This is a genomic window from Sulfuricurvum sp. (genome assembly GCF_041651515.1).
GTDB lineage: Bacteria > Campylobacterota > Campylobacteria > Campylobacterales > Sulfurimonadaceae > Sulfuricurvum.
In genome coordinates this window covers 607007-628506 of the sequence record NZ_JBAZJF010000001.1, presented here as the reverse complement: position 1 = coordinate 628506, position 21500 = coordinate 607007, and the positions used below count along the sequence as shown (strand labels likewise).

General features: G+C 43.1%; 24 protein-coding genes. 18 read left to right on the top strand and 6 right to left on the bottom strand.

Annotated elements, in window-relative coordinates; all coding sequences use genetic code 11:
• The first annotated feature begins 92 nt into the window (after positions 1-92).
• From atpG to WC407_RS03045, 15 genes are all read left to right on the top strand, one after another.
• Entirely contained in the window at positions 93-980 is an 888-nt protein-coding gene (gene atpG, locus WC407_RS03115) for an ATP synthase F1 subunit gamma (RefSeq protein WP_373021085.1), read from the top strand.
• A 14-nt stretch (positions 981-994) separates the two neighbouring features.
• Positions 995-2395, top strand: coding sequence for a F0F1 ATP synthase subunit beta (atpD, locus tag WC407_RS03110; protein ID WP_373021084.1), 1401 nt, complete (start codon positions 995-997; stop codon positions 2393-2395).
• Between the two features lie 26 nt (positions 2396-2421).
• Complete coding sequence (gene atpC / locus WC407_RS03105; RefSeq protein WP_373021083.1) at positions 2422-2814, top strand: ATP synthase F1 subunit epsilon; 393 nt, start codon at positions 2422-2424, stop codon at positions 2812-2814.
• Positions 2814-3380, top strand: a complete 567-nt coding sequence (locus WC407_RS03100; protein WP_373021082.1) for a MotA/TolQ/ExbB proton channel family protein — start codon at positions 2814-2816, stop codon at positions 3378-3380. Before atpC ends, WC407_RS03100 begins: the two co-directional genes overlap by 1 nt.
• A 3-nt stretch (positions 3381-3383) precedes the next feature.
• Positions 3384-3773, top strand: coding sequence for an ExbD/TolR family protein (locus WC407_RS03095; protein WP_373021080.1), 390 nt, complete (start codon positions 3384-3386; stop codon positions 3771-3773).
• A 35-nt stretch (positions 3774-3808) separates the two neighbouring features.
• Positions 3809-4570, top strand: coding sequence for a TonB C-terminal domain-containing protein (locus tag WC407_RS03090; protein ID WP_373021079.1), 762 nt, complete (start codon positions 3809-3811; stop codon positions 4568-4570).
• A gap of 3 nt (positions 4571-4573) precedes the next feature.
• A complete protein-coding gene (gene tolB, locus WC407_RS03085) occupies positions 4574-5821 on the top strand; it encodes a Tol-Pal system protein TolB (RefSeq protein WP_373021078.1) in 1248 nt (415 codons plus the stop codon).
• Positions 5822-5874: 53 nt separating this feature from the next.
• Complete coding sequence (locus tag WC407_RS03080; RefSeq protein ID WP_373021077.1) at positions 5875-6414, top strand: OmpA family protein; 540 nt, start codon at positions 5875-5877, stop codon at positions 6412-6414.
• Positions 6415-7296 carry a tetratricopeptide repeat protein gene (locus WC407_RS03075; RefSeq protein ID WP_373021076.1) on the top strand — a complete coding sequence of 294 codons (882 nt, stop codon included), beginning with the start codon at positions 6415-6417 and terminating at the stop codon, positions 7294-7296.
• Positions 7297-7368: 72 nt separating this feature from the next.
• Entirely contained in the window at positions 7369-7890 is a 522-nt protein-coding gene (locus tag WC407_RS03070; protein ID WP_373021075.1) for a peptidylprolyl isomerase, read from the top strand.
• A complete protein-coding gene (locus tag WC407_RS03065; protein WP_373021074.1) occupies positions 7859-8647 on the top strand; it encodes a Fis family transcriptional regulator in 789 nt (262 codons plus the stop codon). Before WC407_RS03070 ends, WC407_RS03065 begins: the two co-directional genes overlap by 32 nt.
• Positions 8647-9582, top strand: a complete 936-nt coding sequence (gene fabD, locus WC407_RS03060; RefSeq protein WP_373021073.1) for an ACP S-malonyltransferase — start codon at positions 8647-8649, stop codon at positions 9580-9582. The genes WC407_RS03065 and fabD overlap by 1 nt, the downstream gene beginning before the upstream one ends.
• A complete protein-coding gene (locus WC407_RS03055; RefSeq protein ID WP_373021072.1) occupies positions 9564-10337 on the top strand; it encodes a nitrilase-related carbon-nitrogen hydrolase in 774 nt (257 codons plus the stop codon). Before fabD ends, WC407_RS03055 begins: the two co-directional genes overlap by 19 nt.
• 21 nt (positions 10338-10358) lie before the next feature.
• Positions 10359-11051: a 5'-methylthioadenosine/adenosylhomocysteine nucleosidase gene (locus WC407_RS03050; RefSeq protein WP_373021071.1), complete on the top strand. Its 693-nt coding sequence runs from the start codon at positions 10359-10361 to the stop codon at positions 11049-11051.
• A 16-nt stretch (positions 11052-11067) separates the two neighbouring features.
• The gene (locus tag WC407_RS03045; RefSeq protein ID WP_373021095.1) at positions 11068-11799 is read left to right on the top strand and encodes an ATP-binding protein; all 732 of its coding nucleotides are present in this window, start codon (positions 11068-11070) and stop codon (positions 11797-11799) included.
• Here the strand turns inward: WC407_RS03045 and mutY are convergent.
• Positions 11756-12730, bottom strand: coding sequence for an A/G-specific adenine glycosylase (mutY, locus tag WC407_RS03040; RefSeq protein WP_373021070.1), 975 nt, complete (start codon positions 12728-12730; stop codon positions 11756-11758). The genes WC407_RS03045 and mutY overlap by 44 nt on opposite strands.
• A gap of 38 nt (positions 12731-12768) precedes the next feature.
• On the opposite strand from mutY, the gene WC407_RS03035 reads away from it, so the two are divergent.
• Positions 12769-13344 carry a YigZ family protein gene (locus WC407_RS03035; protein WP_373021069.1) on the top strand — a complete coding sequence of 192 codons (576 nt, stop codon included), beginning with the start codon at positions 12769-12771 and terminating at the stop codon, positions 13342-13344.
• Here the strand turns inward: WC407_RS03035 and WC407_RS03030 are convergent, their stop codons facing one another.
• On the bottom strand, positions 13345-14310 hold the full coding sequence (locus WC407_RS03030; RefSeq protein WP_373021068.1) for a DUF3137 domain-containing protein: 966 nt from the start codon (positions 14308-14310) through the stop codon (positions 13345-13347). It lies immediately after the preceding gene.
• Between the two features lie 84 nt (positions 14311-14394).
• Complete coding sequence (locus WC407_RS03025) at positions 14395-14952, bottom strand: LemA family protein (RefSeq protein WP_373021067.1); 558 nt, start codon at positions 14950-14952, stop codon at positions 14395-14397.
• An 85-nt stretch (positions 14953-15037) separates the two neighbouring features.
• Between WC407_RS03025 and WC407_RS03020 the strand changes: the two genes are divergently transcribed.
• Positions 15038-15322 (top strand): hypothetical protein, encoded by a 285-nt coding sequence (locus tag WC407_RS03020; protein ID WP_373021065.1) that lies wholly within the window; start codon positions 15038-15040, stop codon positions 15320-15322.
• On the opposite strand, the gene WC407_RS03015 is transcribed toward WC407_RS03020, so the two are convergent.
• The 3 genes from WC407_RS03015 to WC407_RS03005 are packed head-to-tail and all read right to left on the bottom strand — an operon-like array spanning position 15319 to position 20937.
• Positions 15319-18147, bottom strand: a complete 2829-nt coding sequence (locus WC407_RS03015; RefSeq protein ID WP_373021064.1) for an EAL domain-containing protein — start codon at positions 18145-18147, stop codon at positions 15319-15321. The two genes, WC407_RS03020 and WC407_RS03015, sit on opposite strands and share 4 nt — an antisense overlap.
• A gap of 10 nt (positions 18148-18157) precedes the next feature.
• The gene (locus tag WC407_RS03010) at positions 18158-20221 is read right to left on the bottom strand and encodes an EAL domain-containing protein (protein ID WP_373021063.1); all 2064 of its coding nucleotides are present in this window, start codon (positions 20219-20221) and stop codon (positions 18158-18160) included.
• A 14-nt stretch (positions 20222-20235) separates the two neighbouring features.
• Positions 20236-20937, bottom strand: a complete 702-nt coding sequence (locus WC407_RS03005) for a response regulator transcription factor (RefSeq protein WP_373021062.1) — start codon at positions 20935-20937, stop codon at positions 20236-20238.
• Positions 20938-21133: 196 nt separating this feature from the next.
• Between WC407_RS03005 and WC407_RS03000 the strand changes: the two genes are divergently transcribed.
• Entirely contained in the window at positions 21134-21499 is a 366-nt protein-coding gene (locus tag WC407_RS03000; RefSeq protein ID WP_373021061.1) for a response regulator, read from the top strand.
• The last annotated feature ends 1 nt before the right edge of the window (position 21500 follow it).

Genomic DNA, 21500 nt, shown 5'->3' with positions numbered 1-21500 from the left:
AAAACATCTAAAATTGATGATGAAACGATGGCAATGATGAAAAAAGCACTCGAAGAGTTTAAATCTACTTTCGTTGCTGAATAAGGATCTTTATGGCTAACTTGAAAGAGATTCAACGACAGATTAAGAGCGTCTCCAACACGCAAAAAACTACACGTGCAATGAAGCTTGTCTCTACGGCAAAGCTTCGCCGTGCGGAAGAGCTTGCAAAGCGCTCACGTCTGTTTGCACAAAAAACGAATCAAGTGATAGCTGAAATCGCAGGACGCATCAAGTGCAATAAAGTCGGCGGGATTGAAAACCGTTGTTTTATTGAGAATGATGCTCCTGAAATGATCGATATTATTTTTGTAACGGCGGATAAAGGTCTATGCGGCGGTTTCAACATGCAAACCATCAAAGCGGTTAAACGCCTTATGACTTCGTACAAAAATAAAAATGTCAAAATCCGTCTTCGCGGTATCGGGAAAAAAGGGATTGAATTTTTTAGCTACAATCAAGTAGAGATGCTTGACGAAGTTAAAAATCTCAGTTCTGCTCCAGACATGCAGCGCTCTAGCGAATTTATGACACGATCGATTGAAGATTTCAAAGAGGGTAAAACGGACGCTGTGTATCTTGTATACAACGGATATAAAAACGTCATTACCCAAGAGTTGCATATTAACCGTGTACTTCCGGTCAATGTAGATGATTATGATTGTGAAAAATCAAAAGAGACTATGCTTGAACTTGAAGCGCAAGATGAAGAGAAAATGCTCGATTCATTGGTTACTAAATACGCCGAGTACAATATGTATTATGCGTTAATCGATTCATTAGCAGCAGAGCACAGTGCGCGTATGCAAGCAATGGATGCGGCAACTAACAATGCGAAAGAGATGGTTAATTCGTTGAAAGTCAAGTTTAACAAAGCGCGACAAGAATCGATTACAACCGAACTTATCGAGATTATCAGCGGCGTCGAGTCGATGAAATAATTATGGAGGAAAGAATGATTGGTAAAATTGCTCAAGTAATTGGTCCGGTTGTTGACGTTGATTTTGAAGGGTACTTACCTGCTATCAACGATGCGATCGAAGTAAATGTAAGTGTTGAAGGGAATACGACTCGTCTTGTTCTTGAAGTAGCATCTCACCTCGGAAACGGTCGTGTACGTACGATCGCTATGGATATGTCTGAAGGGCTTGTTCGTGGAATGGCTGCTCGTGCAACCGGCGCTCCGATCAAAGTTCCTGTCGGGGAAAAAGTACTCGGACGTATTTTCAACGTTATTGGTGAAACTATCGACGGCGGAGATCAAGTCACTGATTGTGATACATGGTCTATCCACCGTGATCCTCCTCCATTGGTTGATCAAAGTACAAAAACGGAAATGTTCGAAACGGGTATCAAAGTTGTTGACCTTTTGGCTCCATACGCTAAAGGTGGTAAGGTTGGTCTTTTCGGTGGTGCCGGTGTCGGTAAAACCGTTATTATCATGGAACTTATCCACAACGTTGCACACGGGCATGACGGTCTTTCTGTTTTCGCCGGTGTCGGTGAGCGTACTCGTGAGGGTAATGACCTTTACCACGAGATGAAAGAATCGAGCGTTTTGGACAAAGTAGCACTGTGCTATGGTCAAATGTCTGAACCACCGGGAGCACGTAACCGTATCGCTCTTACCGGTCTTACCATGGCGGAATATTTCCGTGATGAGAAAGGTCTTGACGTATTGATGTTTATCGACAACATCTTCCGTTTTGCACAATCAGGTTCTGAGATGTCAGCGCTTCTTGGACGTATCCCATCAGCCGTTGGTTACCAACCGACATTGGCACGTGAAATGGGTGCACTTCAAGACCGTATTACCTCAACCAAAAAAGGTTCAATCACTTCAGTTCAAGCGGTATACGTACCTGCGGATGACTTGACTGACCCGGCTCCGGCTTCGGTTTTTGCCCACTTGGATGCGACAACGGTTCTTAACCGTAAAATCGCTGAAAAAGGGATCTATCCTGCGGTTGATCCATTGGATTCAACATCACGCTTGCTTGATCCGCAAATCATCGGTGAAGAGCACTACAATGTAGCTCGCGGTGTTCAAAAAACACTTCAAAAATACAAAGATTTGCAAGATATTATTGCGATTCTTGGTATGGATGAACTCTCAGAAGATGACAAATCTGTTGTTGAACGTGCACGTAAAATTGAGAAATTCCTTTCTCAACCGTTCTTCGTTGCAGAAGTATTTACCGGTTCTCCAGGAAAATACGTTTCTCTTGAAAACACTATCAAAGGATTCAAAGGAATTCTTGAGGGTGATTATGACCACTTGCCTGAAGGTGCCTTCTATATGGTTGGTGATATGAATGAGGCGATTGAGAAAGCTGCTAAAATGAAAAGCAAGTAATTGCTTCTCGCCTTAAAGGAAACAGTATGGAAACACTCCAATTAGAAGTGCTAACACCAAGCGGCCCGATTTTTAACGGGGCTGCAAAAAGTGTCACATTGCCGGGTGAAGAAGGGGAGTTCGGTGTTCTTCCGGAACACGTTGCTCTTACCACTTTACTTCAAGCGGGTGTCGTCGATATCCAAAAAGAGAACGGCACAACCGAATCGATCGTCGTTAACTGGGGCGTTGTCCAAATTACCAATAATAAAGTGGTAGTTTTGGTTGACGGTGCCGTTGCTATTCGCGGAGAGAATGAAGGGGATATTGCTAAAGCACTTGATGAAGCAAAATCACTTATCAACAGCATTGCTGACTCTAACGCTATGATAGCATCGGTCTCTGCACGAATCGAATCAGCTGCACACCATTTAGTATAATGTTAGAATCATTTGCTATTTTTTATGCAAAGAGTCATCCGGTAACACTTGGTGTGTTACTGGTCCTTTCACTCTATTTTATTGCAATCAACTGGATCTTCTTTTACCGTTTTTTCTCTCTTAATCAATGGGTCTCTCAAGAAAATCAATCTTTAGAATCACTTTTACTCGGTAATGCACGTGTCCCTGATTATGCTTATCTAAGTCATTTTACGAAATCTGTAACCGTACTTTCAAAAGAACTGTTTGACTTGGCTCATTATGCCGGAACCAAAGAAGCGACAAAAGGTTTGATGTTTCTTTCGGTTGTCGCATCAACTACGCCATTTATCGGTCTTTTTGGTACCGTTGTGTCGATTTTAGACACCTTTAAGCATATTGGAGGGGCCAATGGCACCATGAGTATTATTGCCGGTGGTGTTTCAGAAGCATTGGTCGCTACCGCGTCTGGTATTTTTGTTGCTATCTTTGCATATACCTATCATCAGGTATTGAAACGAAAAGCATCTGAGCTTTCCGGATTAATTCGGATGCAAAGTGACGCCTTGTTGTCTAAAGGGCTGTAACACGTGTTTGATTGGGATGAAAAACCGGAGTTAAACATCACACCGCTTGTCGATGTGATGTTAGTATTACTGGCTATTTTAATGGTTATTTCACCGAATATTGTTTACGAAGAGTTGATTCATTTGCCTAAAGGCTCAGCGCAAAAAGAACTCTCTAAAATTCCTCCGGTTGATATTAAAATTACCAAAGAAGGGCAAGTAACCGTTAATAAAGAATCTTTTGACCTTAGTACGTTTAGTGATAACTTTGCACTTTATGCGCAAACTTTAAATCAAGATGCCACGGTATTGATCAGCGCAGATCAGTCTTTGGATTATGGTAAAGTTATGGCTGTGCTTGGAGCTGTAAAACGGGCAGGTTTTAAAGAAGTTTCTCTCGCCTCTAATGGTTAAACCTATTTTAGAGTCTCTCAATAAGGTACTGTGAAATGAGTGTTAACGATGAACGTTATTTTTATCTGAGTGGTACCATTGCTTTTGGATTTTTTGCTTTTTTAGTAATGCTGATCGTTTATACGGGTATCTTGCCTTCTAAAATTGAACAGTTTGCCCTCACTAAAAGTGACTATGTATCGGTCTCAATCGATATAAGCACTTCCAAACCGGTCTCTAAGCCTATTGTGAAATCAGAAGTTGAACCTAAGCCGCAAGAAGAGAAGTCGGAGCCAGTGAAAGCGGTAAATCCGCCGAATGAGCAGAAACAATCTGTCCCTGATATATCGGATCTTTTTTCAAAGGTAAAACCTCAAAAAACTCCCCAAAAATCCGATGAGAATAATCAAAAGTTGGAAGCACTGAATGCACTTGAACGGCAATTGAATAATCATTCTAATACTCCTCAGCTTGCTGAAAAAGTAAAAAATACAACACTGGCGAAACCCTCGATACAAATCGTTTCCAAGAGTGGCTCTTCTGGACCGTTAGTTAACGAGTATCACGCTAAAATTCAAGCCTTGATTTATGCTAATTATTATCCACCTACCGGTTCACAGGGACAAAGCGCGCGAGTTCGGATTTATCTGAGTGCAACGGGAAAACTAAGCGGTTATCGTGTTATAGCATACTCGGCTAATCAACCGTTTAACAATGAAGTGGATTGGTTGAAAGATCGGTTAGGAAATATTATGTTTCCTCCTAATCCGGATGGAAAAGATAGTGTAATAGAAATTATTTTGACAGCGAAGGAATGATATATGAGAATATTGGTGCTTTTTGCATTACTGTACGGCTGGCTTTGGTCTGCTGATGCAACATTAGAAGTGGTAAAAGGGGTTCAGACTCTTCCTACTCTTGTAATTGAAGATGGTAGTACCGCCATGGGAGAGGTATCTCAAAAAATGTACGTGATGCTTAATGCGGATATGAATGTTGTATCTTTGTTTAATGTTGATAACAGCTATGCTGCTTCAGCTTATAGCGCATTAACTCCTAGTGCCAACCATGTGAATGCTCAGTATGTATTGCGTTACCGTCTTAGTAATGATGGAGCAGGAGGGCTAAAAGCCGATATCCGGCTACTCCAAAATTCTACAGAACTATTTTCAAAAACATATCTTCTTAAACAGAGTGAAATGATGGTATTTTTGTCCCATACCATTGCTTACGATATTAACAGTAAAATGGGTGGCGGACCGTTGGAATGGATGAAACGTAAAGTGTTGTTGGTACGTCTTACAAGTCCAAGACATTCTGATATTATTGCGGCTGATTATACCCTCTCATACCAAAAAACCATTCTAAGCGGTGGGATGTACGGATTTGCGAAATGGGCGAATAATGAGCAGACGGATTTGTATTACACTTCATTGAGTGATTTCAAACCAACGATTTACAAAATGAATCTGATGTCAGGGCAAAAAGAAAAAATTATCTCTTCAGATGGAATGGCGGTATGTTCGGATGTCAGTCAAGACGCTAAAAAACTTCTTTTGACCCTTGCACCGAGCGGTCAGCCCGATGTTTATCTGTATGATGTTGACACTCAGGCTAAAACGCGTATGACGGAGTTTCCAGGGATTGATGTTAACGGTCAGTTTATGAGTAATGATACTATCGCATTTGTCTCTAACCGTTATGGGTATCCTAATATTTTTTCAAAAAGCATTAACGGTACGGGGATCACACAGTTAGTGTATGAGGGGAAAAATAATTCAACTTTTACTGCATACAAAGATTATGTCGTTTACAAAGCACGAGACAGTTCCGGAAATTACGGCGGAACCGTTTTTAACTTGCACCTTATTTCTCTTCGTTCAAATGGGGTTAGACAACTTACCGCCGGAGGGGAAAACGATTTTCCGAGATTCTCAGCGGATGGGGAAGCGGTGTTGTTTACCAAGCAAGAAGGATCACGCAGTTCAGTGGGTATTATCCGCCTAGTGGTCAATAAAAGTTTTGCATTTCCCCTTAAAATTGGTCGAATTCAATCAATTGATTGGTAGTATTAACTTTTTTTCGGTAATATGACGTTAATTCTAAAATTTGAGGTGACAATATGGTAAGAAATGTAGCTTTTTTAAGCGCAACAGTGGCAATGTTGATGTTAAGCGGATGTAGTTCAAAAGCACCTGCAATTGACGCAACAGCAAATCAAGGAACGACAGCACAAGGTGCTTCTACTTCTTCAGCGACAACAGGTACAGATGCCAATGCCGTAATAGCTCCGGTGACTACTGCTACTGCACAAGATAGTGCTTCTGCCTCTAACGGTTCAGATAAATTGACAAGTGTATTGTTTGATTTCGACAAGTATAATATTCGTGCAGATATGGAAGCTCCATTGAAAGCGGATTCTGCTCTGTTAAAAAATAAAACGGTTAAACTTGAAGGTAACTGTGATGAATTCGGTAGTGACGAGTATAACTATGCTCTTGGTCTAAAGCGTGCAAATACGGTTAAAGCAGCATTGATCAATGAAGGTATGAATGCTGATTCTATCACTATGGTAAGTCTTGGCGAAGGTAATCCTGTATGTTTGGAAAAAACCCAAGAGTGCTGGGCAAAAAATCGTCGTGTTGATTTCAAACTCCCATAAATGCGTTCGTTAATCGCATTTTCGCTTCTACTCTCATTCGTCGTATCTGCATCAGAGCCTTCGGCTTTTGGTGCGGGCGATCTCAACAATCCTAATCCCTACGGTCTTACCAACGAAGAAAAATTGATTCTTGAAAATAAACAAGAGATTCAAGCAGTGGTTCAAAAGCATAATGCCCAAAATGCTAAAGTTGAGACAGTGACCGAGCGGCTTGATGGATTGCAGGCGATTGTCGAAGGACTTGCTCAAGCAAGTAATGAGCATAAATTTTCTCTACAAAAGCTTCAAGAGATTACTTCAACCGATACCAATGATACCCTTAGTATGGATGATTTAAAAAAACAAGTTGTGGCCAATACCGAGAACATCGGGCAGCTTAAAGGGTTACTCGAAGAACTTTCACATGTCGTCGACGGAATTAATGCAAACTACGTTACTAAAGAAGAGTTTAGCGCATTGATAAAACAGCTTAAGGTGACACTCCCGGTTGCAAGTACTTCTGCTTCTTCGACTAAAACAGACAATGCGAGCATCGAAAAAGAGGCTCGCAAGCAGTATGAACAAAAAAACTATATAGAAGCACAACATGGCTTCGAGCAGATGGTTCAAAAAAAATATAAAGTTCCCGAAGCCTATTTTATGATCGGTGAGAGCTACTTTGAGCGAAAAGCGTATAAAGAGGCTGTAACCTATTATAAACAGAGTGCTAGCGCTAATGAGAAAGCTCTTTATATGCCTACACTGTTACTTCATTCGGGATTGTCGATGGAAAAAACAGGGGATCATGCAACGGCAAAAGCATTCTATCAAGCTACCATTGCAAAATTCAGTGGCAGCGGAGCTGCTAAAGAGGCAAGTGAACATCTCTCTAAGTTAAAATAGCTATTTGACCATTTTCAGAATGGTTAGAGGTAAATGTGCTAAAATCGCACAATCTTAAATTAAGGCATTAAAATGGCAATTGAAAATAATCAAATCGTCTCCATTGAGTACGAGGTACGTGACGGTGGTACCGTAGTAGATAGTAACATCGGCGGTCATCCGTTGACGTTTATGTTTGGTAAAGGGCAAATCATTCCAGGGCTTGAATCCGGGATTGCTCACATGAACATGGGTGATAAAGGGGATGTATTGGTAAAAGCTGCCGATGCATATGGCGATTACAACGAAGAGGCACAACAAGAGCTTCCACGTGAGCAATTCGCAGGAATTGATTTGAATGTCGGTATGACGCTTTACGGTCAAGGAGAAGATGGCGGTACGGTTCAAGTTACCGTTAAAGAAGTTCAAGACGATACCGTTATTATCGATTTCAATCACCCTCTTGCAGGGAAAGATTTAATGTTTACTGTTAGTATCAGCAATGTTCGTGATGCTTCACCCGAAGAGGCGATGAGCGGTATTCCTGCTGAAAATGCGGTCGAAGAGAGCGGATGTTGTGGAAGTGGCGGTAATCACGGTTGTGGATGTCACTAATTTTTTAACTGCATCAAATGCCTCTATTGAGGCATTCAAAACCGCCAATTTACTCAAAGGTCTTGGTGTTAATGCCATGATTTTTGGGGAACGCGGGACGGGTAAATTAACACTTGCCCGTTATATACTTCCCCATGTACCCGTTCTCGATGCCAGTCGGTTTGAAGAGTTGCTCGATGCAATTGAAACGCATAATGAAGTGATTATTCACCGTCTTGATAATGTTGCTAATCTCAAACGTCTTATAGAAACCATTCAAAAAAATCGGACACGTGTTATCGCAACCGGAGGATTTCGGTATTCTCAAGATCAGTTGGATGAGATTTTTACAATTCGTCTTGCACTTCCGCCACTATCAGAGCGAAGTGAAGATGTGACGGTTTTGATTGATGCTTTTGTGCAAGAAGCACGTTCTACCCTGGGGAAATCTGAGCCATTTGATTTAAACGGATTTGTCCCTGATTTAAGTGAAAATGCCCTTTCGCTTCGACGTCAGGTTTACTTGCACTATTTGTTTGATAGTATCAACGAAAACGATTTAATGGGAATTATGGAACATTATATGATGGACAAGTTGGGTTCCAATAATGATTATAGGGCATTTTTACATTTATACGAAGTACCTTTGATCCGAGCGGGAATTAAAAGGTTCAAATCTCAGTTACAGCTTTCGGATAAGTTAGGTCTTAATCGCAATACATTGCGTAAAAAAATCGCGGAACACGCGGAGTATCAATTAGAAATCAAGGAGAGTTAATGTCAAAAAGAATCGCGATGATTTTTCCCGGACAGGGAAGTCAGAGTATCGGTATGGGTAAATCGTTTTATGAGAACAGTGCGGTTGCACGTGAAATGTTTGAAAAAGCGGGTGAACGTATCGGTGTCGATTTTTCTAAACTTCTGTTTGAACCTAATGAACAGCTTGACCAAACCGCGTATACTCAGCCGGCAATTTTATTGGTATCGATGATTGCTTATCGTCTTTTTCAAGAGGCTCATCCTACGGATGCCGTTATGTTTTTAGGTCATTCATTGGGTGAGTTCAGTGCCCTTTGTGCAAGTGGAGCAATTGATTATGTGGATGCGGTTGAACTGGTTCATAAGCGCGGAGCATTGATGCAGAGTGCCTGTGAAACCATCGAAGCAGGAATGATGGCCATTTTGGGGCTGGATGATGCGGTTGTTGAAGAAATCTGTTCAAAAGCCAATAGTGAGGGCAAACAAGTGTGGCCGGCTAATTTTAATCAAAACGGGCAATTGGTTATTGCAGGATTGAAAGCCGATTTGCAAGCTATGGAAAGTGTATTTAAAGAAGCAGGTGCAAAACGTGCATTGCTCCTGAATATGTCTATTGCAAGCCATTGTCCTCTCCTATCATCGGCGCAGGAACCTTTGGCGGAAGTCATGGAAGCAATGATTCAAGAGAACTTTAGTGCACCGGTGGTATCCAATGTAACGACACAAAAATATACCACTAAATCTGAAGCAGTAGCTCTTCTTAAAGATCAACTTGTCAAGCCGGTCAAATACAAACAATCGATCGAAGCAATCAGCGGTGACATTGATCTGATGATTGAATTCGGTAACGGTGCAGTGCTCAAAGGACTTAATAAGCGTAATGCACCTGATGTTGAAACGTACGGTGTATCAGACATGGAGTCGCTTCAAAAGGTATGCGAAGCACTAGTATGAAAGTCGCATTGATACAATCCTCACCCAAGCTTAATCGCTCTAATTTAACCGATGTATTAGCATTCATTGAGGAGAATCAAGACGCTGATGTGGTCGTTTTCCCTGAATTGGCGTTAAGCGGATATATGCTCCAAGATAAACTCTTTGAAGATGCCTGGAGAATTGAGGAATTGTCATCATTGGCTGATGCGAGCCAAAAATGCGATATTGTAGTTGGTGCGGCATTATGGGATGAAGGGCGTGTTTACAATAGCGCACTCTACTTCTCAAAAGGCTCATTGCTACATATCCATCATAAAAATCATCTCCCTACGTATGGGATGTTTGAAGAGGGGCGTTATTTTACGGCAGGTAATGAGCTCACTTCCTTTTCTACCCTTTATGGGGAAGCAATCATGGTGGTTTGTGAAGATCTGTGGCGTGCAGAAACAATGGCCGCGATCAGTGCGTCTGAAGCTCAAATTGTTTATGTTTTGGCTGCTTCTCCGGCTCGCGATTTTAGTGATGAGGGATTAGGTATCGAATCGCAGTGGGATGCCCTTTTAAAAACAACGGCATTGCTCAGTTGTAATTACGTTGTATTTGTCAATCGTGTCGGATTTGAAGATGGACTTGGTTTCTGGGGCGGAAGTCGAGTAATTACTCCGATGGGGGAGAATGAATTTATTATGCCACTTTTTGAAAGTGCACAAAAAATATGTTCATTGAACAGTCAATTAAAAAAATTAGGCCGTTATTTGGCAAAGCACATTTAAGAAGAACGACAAGGGGATAGAATGAAAATAGCAATTATGGGTGCGATGCGCGAAGAGATCGATCCGATTTTAGCCGCATTGGGTGAATATACCAGTGAAGAACATGCCGGAAATGTTTTTTATTCAGCACAGTATGCAGGGCATGAGCTTGTCATCGCCTATTCAAAAATCGGTAAAGTTTTTTCGGCGATTACGGCATCAGTGATGATTGAGCGTTTTGGTGCACAAGCGCTCCTTTTTAGCGGTGTTGCCGGAGGGATTGGTAAAGAGCTGAAAATCGGGGATTTGATTATGGCAAGTGCATTGTGTCAACACGATGTCGATATCACCGCATTCGGTCATCCTTACGGATTTATCCCGGAAGGTTCCGTCATGATTGAAACGGACAGTGACCTACGCTCTCTTGCGGCAGAAATCGCAGTTGATATGGGTGTTGAGCTGTATGAGGGGATTATTGCTACGGGAGATCAGTTCGTTGCATCCAGTGAGCGTAAAGCGTGGATTGAGAAGACTTTTAACGCCGATGCATTGGAGATGGAAGGGGCAAGTGTCGCTTGCGTGTGTCACAATTTCAGTATACCGTTTTTCGTATTGCGCGCTATCAGCGATACCGCAGATGGCGAAGCCGGAATCGATTTTGATGCCTTTCTTCAAAGTTCGGCACAAGTAAGTGCAAAATTTATTTTAGAGATGGTAAAACGTATTGGCGATTAAACTCAGCAAAAAGATTATGCGCCAAATCGGGCGTACCAATGGAGCATTCGGATTAATTGAAGAGGGCGATAGTATCCTCGTCGGATTGAGTGGCGGTAAAGATTCATTGACAATGGTTCATGCCTTAATGGAGCAGCAGCGCCGTGCTCCGTTTAAATTTGAGATACTTGCCGTGACCGTAACCTACGGTATGGGCGAAGATCTATCTGCCTTGATTGCTCATTGTGCCGAGCATGGAATTCCCCATAAAATCTATGAAACGAATACGTATGAGATTGCGGGTGAGAAGATTCGTCAAAACTCATCTTTCTGCAGTTTTTTCTCCCGGATGCGACGCGGCGCATTGTACTCTGCGGCAGAAAAATACGGGTGCAATAAAGTTGCATTGGGGCACCATCTTGATGATGCGGCAGAGAGCTTTTTTATGAATATGATTTACAACGGTCATATGCGAGCCCTTGCTCCCAAATACAAAGCCGGTAATGGATTGATCGTTATTCGTCCGTTGATTCAATTGCGGGAGCGTCAGCTTTCTGCGTGTGCCTTGGAAAACGAGATGCCTACCATCGGAGATGAAGCATGTCCGTCAATGCGATTTGATGTTAAAATGCCTCATGCACGAGCGAGTATGAAAGTGATGCTGGGAGAGATGGAGCAAAAATTTCCCGATTTGTTTGTTTCGATCAACTCTGCCTTCGGTCACATCAGTGATGAGACATTTTTTGATCCTGAACGATTTTCTCTATAACCTTATGATCGGCTCTACTGAGAGATAAGGTTTTTATCTCTTCTAGATTAAACCATTCAACTCCTTCGTCTTCAATATCCTCTTCGCAAAGATAGACATGAGCTTCGAGGGTAAAATGGCTGTAGCTTTGGGTGATTTCTCCTAAGCTTTTTATCTGAAAATCAGGTTGTTTTTCACTCTCATGAAATCCCCATAGCCCTGATAAAAATCGTGTTTGCCGCTGTATCAGTGCGTAGTGTTTTTCTTTTTGGTAGACGATAATATTACGATATCGGATAGGTTTGGTTTTTTTAGTTTTGGGTGTCGGATAGTGCAGGGGAGTCGATTTTCCCTGACAGCTTTGTTCAAACGGACAAAGGAGACACTGGGGATTTTTACGTAAACAAACGGATGAACCGACATCCATCATAGCCTGATTGTATTCGAACGGATGAGAGGGATCAAAGAGGGTATAGGCGTATTCCCAAAGCTTTCTCTCATCATGCGCTTCAAGTGCAAAATAGCGGTGTAATATCCTCTTTACGTTTGCATCCATGATAGGTAATGGTTCTTTATAAGCAAAAGCGGCGATTGCATGGGCAGTGGAGCGTCCGATACCGGGCAGGGAGATGAGCTCACGCGCCGTAGTCGGCAATTCTCCGTTGCAAAATCGTGCGGCAGCATGGAGATTGCGAGCGCGAGTGTAGTACCCTAATCCCTCCCACATCTTTAGCACATCATCCACATCGGCTCGGGCTATATCATCCAGTGTCGGGAACTTCTGCAAGAAGGGGAAGTAGAACCGTTCTAAAACTGTTTTGACTTGCGTTTGCTGGAGCATAATTTCGCTGAGGTAGATAGGATACGGATCATCGGTGCGGCGCCACGGCAGATCGTGACGACCATTTTTTTTGTACCATTGCAGCAGTGATTGTTGAGGGGTAAGTTTCATGGCGATATTATATAATTGCACTATTAAGAAGGGGTTTTATGGTAACGGTAAGTGCGATCAGTTCAGATACAATCGAGATTAAAGGGTCGAAATTCATCGCTTTTTTAATGCCTATTGCTGTGTATGAAGAACAGATGGATTATCTTCGCTCTACTCATCCGAAAGCCGTCCATTTCGTCAGTGCTACCCGAAGCCTCAATGAATATGATCAGATCGTCGAATACAGCGGGGATGACGGCGAACCTAAAGGGACATCAGGGAAACCGACATTAAGCGTGTTGCAGGGGCATGAACTTATCAATACGGCGATTATTACCGTGCGTTATTTCGGAGGGACGAAATTAGGCCCCGGAGGATTGGTACGTGCCTATGCTGAAGCGGCGAATGGAGCGTACGCACAAGCGGAGTTATTGCCCTATGAAAAACTCATAATCGAAAAAATCGAATGCAACTATTCGAATGTCTCGATGGTTGAATATGAATGTACACAGCAATATATCCGTATAACAGCTAAAGAATTTGGGGAAAAAGGGGCGATTTTTACACTCGAAGGGACAACGGAGAATTTAGAACGATTTTACATGACACTTGGTCGAACCGTGCAAAAAATATAATTACTCTTTGCTCCATAACTTCTCATTCAATTTTAACTCTTCGATAATCCCTATCGTATTGCGTAAGGTATGGATATATTCCATGGCTTGCTTGTAATCCAAAAGTGACTTGAATACGGTCGGTTCAAATAAATCTTTTCCTGCTCCGATAGCCACATGGATATGGTTGTGGACAAATGAGATAAACAGGGGATAGGAGACCTTTTTTTGAAATTCCACAATACGTTTCATCATAGAGTGGCTCAGAATGTAGCGAGCTTCGATAGGGTCGTCACCATAAACGACAAACTTTTTTTCAAATTCAGGATCATCCAATTGGATCACTTTACCGCGTGATATATTGATGGATTGAAGCCATCCCCCTATTAAGTTTCCAAAAGTTTTTTCGGCAAGATCGGGGAGGATAACAGTTTTGCTTTTGAAGTATTTGTTAAATTCGGCGACAAGAAAGAGTCCGCGAAAGAGGGTGTGCCACTCGGTGCGACCTTTGGAATCTTTGGTTTGGTATTCGGCATGGACATCCGAAAATTCTATAGGGACACCGTCGATAGAACCTTTGACGTAGTCGTTTCCACTGTAACGGTCTATGGAGTGCTGAAAGAGATTTGAACGTTCAAAAAGACGTTGCGAAATCATAAAATCGGGGTTGTAGAGGAGATGAGGGTCAATTGCTCCGATAAGAGGGGTAATAATACGCTCTTTAAAATCTTTTGCGTACCCTTGGGTCATGTAGCGGTACGTCAAAGAGGCAATAGCGATACCGGCGATAAATAACCCTATCATGAGTGGATGGAGGAGACCGAAATTTTTCCCCATCCATAGAGCCGCTATGAGAAAAACAACCCCTCCCATCCCTCCGTACCATTTGAGCTGAGAAACGATAGTTATACGAGTTTTTTCTAACTCTTCGAGAGTAGGATAGAGCTCTTTGTAATAAAAGTCGGTGAGTTCGGACGTCGATTTCATTTTTTTCCTAACGCCGAAGGAGCAAAAGCCCCTTCAGCTACGCTAGCCGCTATGGCACTAAAGCTAGCCCTGAGCGGGCAGATATTAACGATTAAACAACTCTTGAACATTGACGTTTTGACGCTCTGGAACGGTGATTTCAAATACGGCTCGACGTTGCAGATTCATCCATCCGGCGATAAGGTTGGTCGGGAACATTTCAATGGCGTTATTGAGGTCGGTAACCGCTTGGTTGTAGGCACGGCGGGCGGCAGAAATTTGCTCTTCGATTTCATTGAGGGTACGCATCAAGTGCATCACATTTTCATTGGCTTTAAGATCGGGATAGGCTTCCATCGCGACGGTGATCGATCCGAGGGCGGCAGAGAGTTTGGCATCCAGTGCAATTTTTTGATCGTCACTGATCCCCGGTTTCATTGCTTGAGCCCGAAGTTCGGTCACTTTTTCAAGGGTTGATTTTTCATGCTCCATATATCGCTCTACGGAGGCTATGAGGTTGGGGATGAGGTCGAACCGTTTTTTTAAGACGGTATCGACTCCGGCGAAGATATTATCGACTTGATTTTTCTTACCGATAAGGGAGTTGTACATTAGAATAGCTATTAGGGTGATTACGCCGATAATGATGAGCAGAGTGGTCATTGAAATTCCTTAGTTAAAGTAATACTCTATTTTAAGGAAAGTTTTCTAAAAGTGGGATTATAGTTATATAAAGAGGAGGTGTATTATGCAAGTCAGTTCCTATATCTTTCAATCCCCTTATTCGCAAGCGGTTCAAGTCGGTCAGCCCGATCCGGCGAGTGTTAAAAAAGAGGAGAAACCTTCGGTTGCTCCTCTCGTGAGTGACACGTCGAAGAGCGTAGCTTCCCAAGGTAAAATCAGTTCATTGGTCGGTTCTAGTGTTTCGATTCCCCTCACTACAGTACAATCGGCGAGTACCCAAAGCAGTGTATCGGAATTTAAATCACTCATTAGCGTGACGCAGGCTCAAAAAGTTTATACGCAAAGTTAAAAACTTTCATAGTAGAGTTCAAACATTTTAGCTTCCATGGGTTTGGCAAAATGGTACCCTTGCACTTCATCGCATCCGTAGGAGTCTACAACAGCAAGAACTTGTGCGTCTTCGACCCCTTCTGCAATGGTTTTGAGGTTTAGACTTTTTGCCATTTGAATGATTGTTTTTACAATGGCTGCATCTTCTTGGTCTGTAAGAATCTCGCGAACAAACGATTGGTCTATTTTGAGTTTATCGACGGCGAATCGTTTAAGATAGGCGAGACTCGAATAGCCTGTGCCGAAATCGTCAATGGAGAGCTGAATCCCTAATCCTTTTAGTATTTGAACCGTTTTAAGAATATTTTCTACATCGTTTATCAAGATGGATTCGGTGAGTTCTAACTCTAGTAGCTTTGGATTCAATCCGGAAGATTCAAGGGCATTTTTTACAATGGCTTCGAGATTTCCCCGTTTGAACTGTACTGCTGATATATTGACGGCAACCGTAATTTCTTTTCCCTCTTTTTCCCATTGAGCGGCTTGATGACATGCTTCGTGTATAACCCATTCTCCGATTTGTACGATTATGCCGCTTGATTCGGCCAAGGGGATAAAACTCATTGGCGGTATCATCCCCATTTGCGGGTGTTGCCAACGAATCAATGCCTCAGCACCCGTAATACGATTTTCAGCCAAATCGATTTGAGGTTGGTAAAATAACACGAACTCAGTATTTTGGAGTGCACTTCTGAGATCATTTTGGAGTTTGAATTGCCCGATGAGATTATGGTTCATTTGCTGGGTGTAGAAGCAATAGGTATTTTTACCGGATTCTTTGGCTTGGTACATCGCTGTATCGGCACTTTGGAGGAGTGCTTCGAAGCTCTCTCCGTTTTCGGGGTAGAGGGCGATACCGATAGAAGCGGAGATACTCAGAGCCTGCCCTGCGATAGTAAAAGGTTTGTCGAATTCTTGGAGAAGCTTTTCGGCGATGGTGATGATATTATTGGCTTCCTCGATATCCGATAGGATGAGGAGAAACTCATCCCCCCCTTGTCGGCTGATTGTATCGCTGGCTCTGATCCCTTCCATTAGCCGCGAAGCAATGTTTTTTAGTACCGCATCGCCTACGGAGTGCCCCATGGAATCGTTGATACTTTTAAACCCGTCAAGATCGATAAAGAGGATGGCGGCTTTTGACCCGGTACGTTTAGCATGCGCTATGATTTGCTCGGTTCGGTCTTTGGCAAGAATGCGATTAGGCAGTCCGGTGAGGGCATCGTGATGCGCTAGAAATTCCACTTTTTTCTCGATAGCTTTGCGTTCGGAAATATCCTGTGTTACGATAATGGTTTGGATAGGATCGGTATTGGGGATGACAATCACCGAAACACTGTGTTCTCTTCTTGTACCGTCTGTTTGTACAACCCCTAATTCATAGGTGGAGGGAACATCTTCTCCTCGTAGGCGACGTGTGTACATATCCAGCGCTTTGGCCCGATCATCGGGATGAATCGTATCCAAAAAGTTCGGTTTGACCTCAACAATCGTTTCATCATAGCCGTATTTTTTCGCTTTTTGAATATCGTTGGTATAAATATATTTTCCATCCTCGATAACATGTACCCCAAGTCCCGCTTCTGCTATGCTGAGTAACAGAGTATTTTGAAATTCTTTTTGTTTAATAATTTCGGATTCCATCTGTTTACGTTCGGTGATATCCCGTCCGATCCCGAGTATCCCCATAAACTCATCGCCGTTGTAGACGGGGATTTTTCTGATCTCCCAAGTGCTATCGATCCCGTTATTGGGATTGATAAACGTTTCGTAGTTTAGGGTGAGGGTGCCAGCGGTGATGGCTTCGAGATCGGATAGTTTGCAAACGTCTGCCGCATCCGGTTTGAAAAAGTCATAGTCTGTTTTACCGATGATCTCATCTTCAGAGGCACCGAAAAAGTTCACAAATGAGGGATTGCACATTATATAAGTCCCCTCCGCATCTTTGACCCATATCAGATCGGGGATCGTGGTGATGACGGCTGCGAGTTTGGCTTTGGTCTTATGGAGGCGTTCTTCTTGCTGTTTACGCTCGGTGATATCGCGACCGATTCCCAAAATACTGACGATCTCCCCTTCGGTATTCTTCTCTGCGAGTAGTTTAACTTCGTGTATCTCCATTTCACCGTTTTCGCCGGGGACAGGTTGTATTACGGTGATTTCCTCTTCACCCGTTTCGACGATTTGCTCTACGGCGTCCAGTACGGCCGTATGTTCCGGAAAAAGTTCTTCTTTGGGTCTGCCGATGATTTCACAAGCCGGCATACCAAGGGTACGCTCATGGATAGGATTGAGATAAAGATAGCGCCCTTGGGTATCTAAGCGGATGATATGATCGGGGGAATTAGTCGTTAGGGTACGGTATTCTTCTTCTCTTGCGGCAAGTTCATCTTGCAGCCGATAGAGCTGTGTCATGTTTCGTCCCACACCCAAGATACTGATTATGTTTCCGGATGCGTCCCGCTCAGGGACGAGATTGACGTTATGATACTCGATCTCTCCGTTCTCCGTTGCTATCACTTGTCGTACCAATACCGATTCGCCCGTTTCACTTACCCGTTTAATAGCCGAGATTACTTCGGTATGGGTGTTTGGAATATGGGTGCCTACTGCCTCGTCAACTGACATGCCCAATGTCTTCTCATGTACAGGATTGATATAGAGATAGCGTCCTTCCGTGTCCCATCGGGCAATGTTGTCGGGGGTGTTTTCCGCTAAAGAGCGAAAGTCTTGTTGTTGTGAGGCTAAGTTTGATTTTTCCGTATGCGGTTCTAACGTTGACATTGCGACTCTCTCATAGCATTGTTGCATTATAGAAGTTATCATGATATTTCTCAAAGTCATGCGCCTCCATCGGTTTGGCGAAATGGTATCCTTGGACTTCGTCGCATCCGTAGGCATTGACAGCTGCGAGAACATGGGCATCTTCGACCCCTTCGGCAATCGTTTTGAGATTAAGGTTTTTCGCCATTTGGATGATGGTTTTAACGATCGTTGCATCTTCTCGGTCTCTTAGTAGGTCTCGGAGGAACGATTGATCGATTTTGAGCTTATCGACATCGAAGCGCTTAAGGTATGCCAGACTCGAATATCCCGTACCGAAATCGTCGATGGAGAGCTGAACTCCTAATGCTTTGAGTGCTTGGACGGTTTGAAGGGTACTTTCGACATTGTGCATCATGGTCGATTCGGTGAGCTCCAGTTCCAAGCATTTAGGATTCAAACCGGATACTTGGAGGGCATTATTCACGATGCTCTCCAGATCTCCCCGTTTGAATTGCACGGCAGAAATGTTGACGGCAACGGTGATCTTTATTCCGTTTTTGTGCCAGATAGATGCTTGTCGGCATGCTTCTTCTATAACCCATTGACCGATTTGGACGATCAATCCGCTGCTCTCGGCAATAGGGATAAAATTCATCGGCGGGATCATCCCAAGCTGTGGATGTTTCCATCGGATCAATGCTTCCGATCCTGTAATAGTATTGCTGGAAAGTTCAATCTGCGGTTGATAAAATAGAACGAATTCATTGTTTTGGAGGGCTGTTTTGAGATCGTTTTGAATCTTGAATTGTCCTATGATGTTATGGTTCATTTGTCGAGTAAAAAAGCGATAGGTATTTTTGCCGGATTCTTTGGCTTTGTACATGGCAGTATCGGCATTTTGTAGGAGGGCTTCAAACGTTTCTCCCTGCTCTGGATAGATGGATATCCCGATGGATGCTGATAGAGAGAGGAGTTGATCTTCGACACTAAACGACTGTTCAAATTCATGGAGGAGTTTTTCGGCAATGGTGATGACATCGGTTATTTCCTCGATATCCGATAGAATCAATAGAAACTCATCTCCTCCCTGTCGGCTTATGGTGTCGCTTGCTCTTATTGTCTTTTTGAGACGCGAAGCGACTAGTTTGAGTACCGCATCGCCGGTGGTATGTCCCATAGAGTCATTGATCGTTTTGAATCCATCCAAATCGATAAATAGCAGTGCCGCTTTGGTATCGGTCTCTTTGGCATAGGAAATGGCTTTTTCCATTTTAGCGTTGGCAAACGTACGATTCGGTAACCCCGTAAGAGCATCGTGATGCGCCATAAATTCGATCTGTTTTTCAATTAATCGGCGTTCCGTGATGTCGCGGGCTATCCCGATGATTCGATCTATCCGTCCCTTTTCATCCCGCATCGGGGTAAGAGCTGAATGAAATATTTTATGACCTGTCGGAAGATCAAATTCACTGATATAGTCTATTTTGCTCCCCGCATCCAAACATGCTTGAAATTTTTTCATCAACGTTTCTCGTATGGTTCTATCTTCGAGCTCATCAACATAGCGGCCGACAATCATCTCTTTGTCCATGCCGCTTACGTTTAGGTATGCCGGATTGATTTCCAGGTGGATGAAGCGCTTATCGGGGGTTACTTCTAAAAGATAGATCGGATCGATGCTGTTGTCGAAGATTTGGGTGTAGCGTTCATTGGTTACGGTGAGTTCCGATTCGGCTTTTTTACGATCGCTGATATCTTGGATGTTGGCGATACGTTGTTTGACGGTTCCGGTTTCGTCTTTAAGCACGGTGATATGAACCGATACGGCGACAGGGGCGCCGTCTTTTTTATAATGCGTTGTTTCAAACGTAACGTCATTGATGGCACACGATGGGACAGACTCATGTTCTTCGAGGCGCAGCATGCACTCAGGGGCAAATACCTCTCCGGGTGAAACGCCGATCAGTTCATGAGGCTCATAACCGTGAATGTGGGCAAAGGCGGGATTGACCATCTCTAAACGATTATCAACAGCATTGCAGATTGCGATACCGACTTTGGCGTTATCGAAAATGTATTTTAATTTTTCCATAGGGGATTCTTGCATTAAGTTCTCAAAGTTTCGCGGGTATCAAGCCGATAACCGATTCCTCGGACAGAGATGATGATGTCCAGTTCCAGTTTTTTTCGTACCCGTAGAACGATATTTTTGATGGCCGAATCGCATATAGGATCAAGCGGCCAGAGGGCTTTGCCAATCTCTTCTTTGGTGACGGTTTTATGTCGATTTTCAATGAGCAATGCCAAAAGATCTTGTTCTTTTACCCCTAAGGATATGACCGTTCCGTTGAGATATAGCTCTCGTGTGGCCGAATTGTAATAGAGCCGTTTTCCTAGGGGGATCAACCCCATGTCTTTATCGGTTCGTTGTATTGCTTTACAGATGGTTCGGGTGAGTTTATCAAGGTCTACGGGTTTGACAAGATAGCCATCAATAGAAAGATTTGCCGCATGTAAGAGTAATTCTTGTTCGGCAAAACTGGTAAGGATAATAATCGGGGTGTCATAATCATTTTGGCGTATTTGTTTCACCAGACTTAATCCGTCTCTTTTTGGCATTTTAATATCGGTGATAATAACGTGAGGCGCTTCGTCTTCATAGAGTCGATAGGCTTCTTCACCATCTTCTGCGGTGTGAACTCGATGGAATATCATCTTCAATACGTCGCCCATCTGATGACGGGTAATGCTGTCATCTTCCGCGAAAAGAACCGTTTTGTCTTTGAGAAGCAACATATTACGAATCATTTTTAAAATTCCTAAAACCAGTTAATTTACACAATCTCTCTCATGTATTTCTCATTTGTCGGTGTAACTTTACCATCATAATAGTCACGTAACGGTCATATGAGCAGCGCTTATATGAGACTGATCTGTCGCCGAGCAAAAGGTATCATGCCAACTCCGATTAAAAATCACAAAATGTAATATAAGGGGAAAACTGATGTCAAAAAGACTCTTAATCGTCGATGACTCTACCGTTATGCGAATGACGGTGAGCACCATTTTAAAAGAGGGCGGATACGAAGTTATCGAGGCGGAAAACGGTCAGGTGGCTTTTGATAAAGCGATGGCAACTTCCGTCGATCTCATTATCTGCGACGTCAATATGCCGGTAATGGACGGTCTCACGTTCGCCCGTTTGATTAAAGAACAACCCTCATACCGTTTTGTCCCCATCATTATGCTCACGACGGTTACCGGGCAATCGGAGATGGAAGCGGGGAAAGCCGCAGGGGTCAAAGCGTGGATGGTGAAGCCGTTTGACAAGGTCAAACTGCTCGGTGCCGTTGCGAAACTGTTAGGATAGG

Bases quoted from the DNA above. Each gene is read 5' to 3' on its own strand.
- WC407_RS03000 (WP_373021061.1), top strand. From the start codon at position 21,134: ATGTCAAAAAGACTCTTAATCGTCGATGACTCTACCGTTATGCGAATG.
- WC407_RS03025 (WP_373021067.1), bottom strand. From the start codon at position 14,952: ATGACCACTCTGCTCATCATTATCGGCGTAATCACCCTAATAGCTATT.
- WC407_RS03090 (WP_373021079.1), top strand. From the start codon at position 3,809: ATGAGTGTTAACGATGAACGTTATTTTTATCTGAGTGGTACCATTGCT.
- atpD (WP_373021084.1), top strand. From the start codon at position 995: ATGATTGGTAAAATTGCTCAAGTAATTGGTCCGGTTGTTGACGTTGAT.
- WC407_RS03055 (WP_373021072.1), top strand. From the start codon at position 9,564: ATGCGAAGCACTAGTATGAAAGTCGCATTGATACAATCCTCACCCAAG.
- WC407_RS03005 (WP_373021062.1), bottom strand. From the start codon at position 20,937: ATGATTCGTAATATGTTGCTTCTCAAAGACAAAACGGTTCTTTTCGCG.
- atpC (WP_373021083.1), top strand. From the start codon at position 2,422: ATGGAAACACTCCAATTAGAAGTGCTAACACCAAGCGGCCCGATTTTT.
- atpG (WP_373021085.1), top strand. From the start codon at position 93: ATGGCTAACTTGAAAGAGATTCAACGACAGATTAAGAGCGTCTCCAAC.
- WC407_RS03015 (WP_373021064.1), bottom strand. From the start codon at position 18,147: ATGTCAACGTTAGAACCGCATACGGAAAAATCAAACTTAGCCTCACAA.
- mutY (WP_373021070.1), bottom strand. From the start codon at position 12,730: ATGAAACTTACCCCTCAACAATCACTGCTGCAATGGTACAAAAAAAAT.
- WC407_RS03030 (WP_373021068.1), bottom strand. From the start codon at position 14,310: ATGAAATCGACGTCCGAACTCACCGACTTTTATTACAAAGAGCTCTAT.
- WC407_RS03050 (WP_373021071.1), top strand. From the start codon at position 10,359: ATGAAAATAGCAATTATGGGTGCGATGCGCGAAGAGATCGATCCGATT.
- WC407_RS03020 (WP_373021065.1), top strand. From the start codon at position 15,038: ATGCAAGTCAGTTCCTATATCTTTCAATCCCCTTATTCGCAAGCGGTT.
- WC407_RS03070 (WP_373021075.1), top strand. From the start codon at position 7,369: ATGGCAATTGAAAATAATCAAATCGTCTCCATTGAGTACGAGGTACGT.
- tolB (WP_373021078.1), top strand. From the start codon at position 4,574: ATGAGAATATTGGTGCTTTTTGCATTACTGTACGGCTGGCTTTGGTCT.
- fabD (WP_373021073.1), top strand. From the start codon at position 8,647: ATGTCAAAAAGAATCGCGATGATTTTTCCCGGACAGGGAAGTCAGAGT.
- WC407_RS03075 (WP_373021076.1), top strand. From the start codon at position 6,415: ATGCGTTCGTTAATCGCATTTTCGCTTCTACTCTCATTCGTCGTATCT.
- WC407_RS03080 (WP_373021077.1), top strand. From the start codon at position 5,875: ATGGTAAGAAATGTAGCTTTTTTAAGCGCAACAGTGGCAATGTTGATG.
- WC407_RS03045 (WP_373021095.1), top strand. From the start codon at position 11,068: ATGCGCCAAATCGGGCGTACCAATGGAGCATTCGGATTAATTGAAGAG.
- WC407_RS03100 (WP_373021082.1), top strand. From the start codon at position 2,814: ATGTTAGAATCATTTGCTATTTTTTATGCAAAGAGTCATCCGGTAACA.
- WC407_RS03035 (WP_373021069.1), top strand. From the start codon at position 12,769: ATGGTAACGGTAAGTGCGATCAGTTCAGATACAATCGAGATTAAAGGG.
- WC407_RS03010 (WP_373021063.1), bottom strand. From the start codon at position 20,221: ATGGAAAAATTAAAATACATTTTCGATAACGCCAAAGTCGGTATCGCA.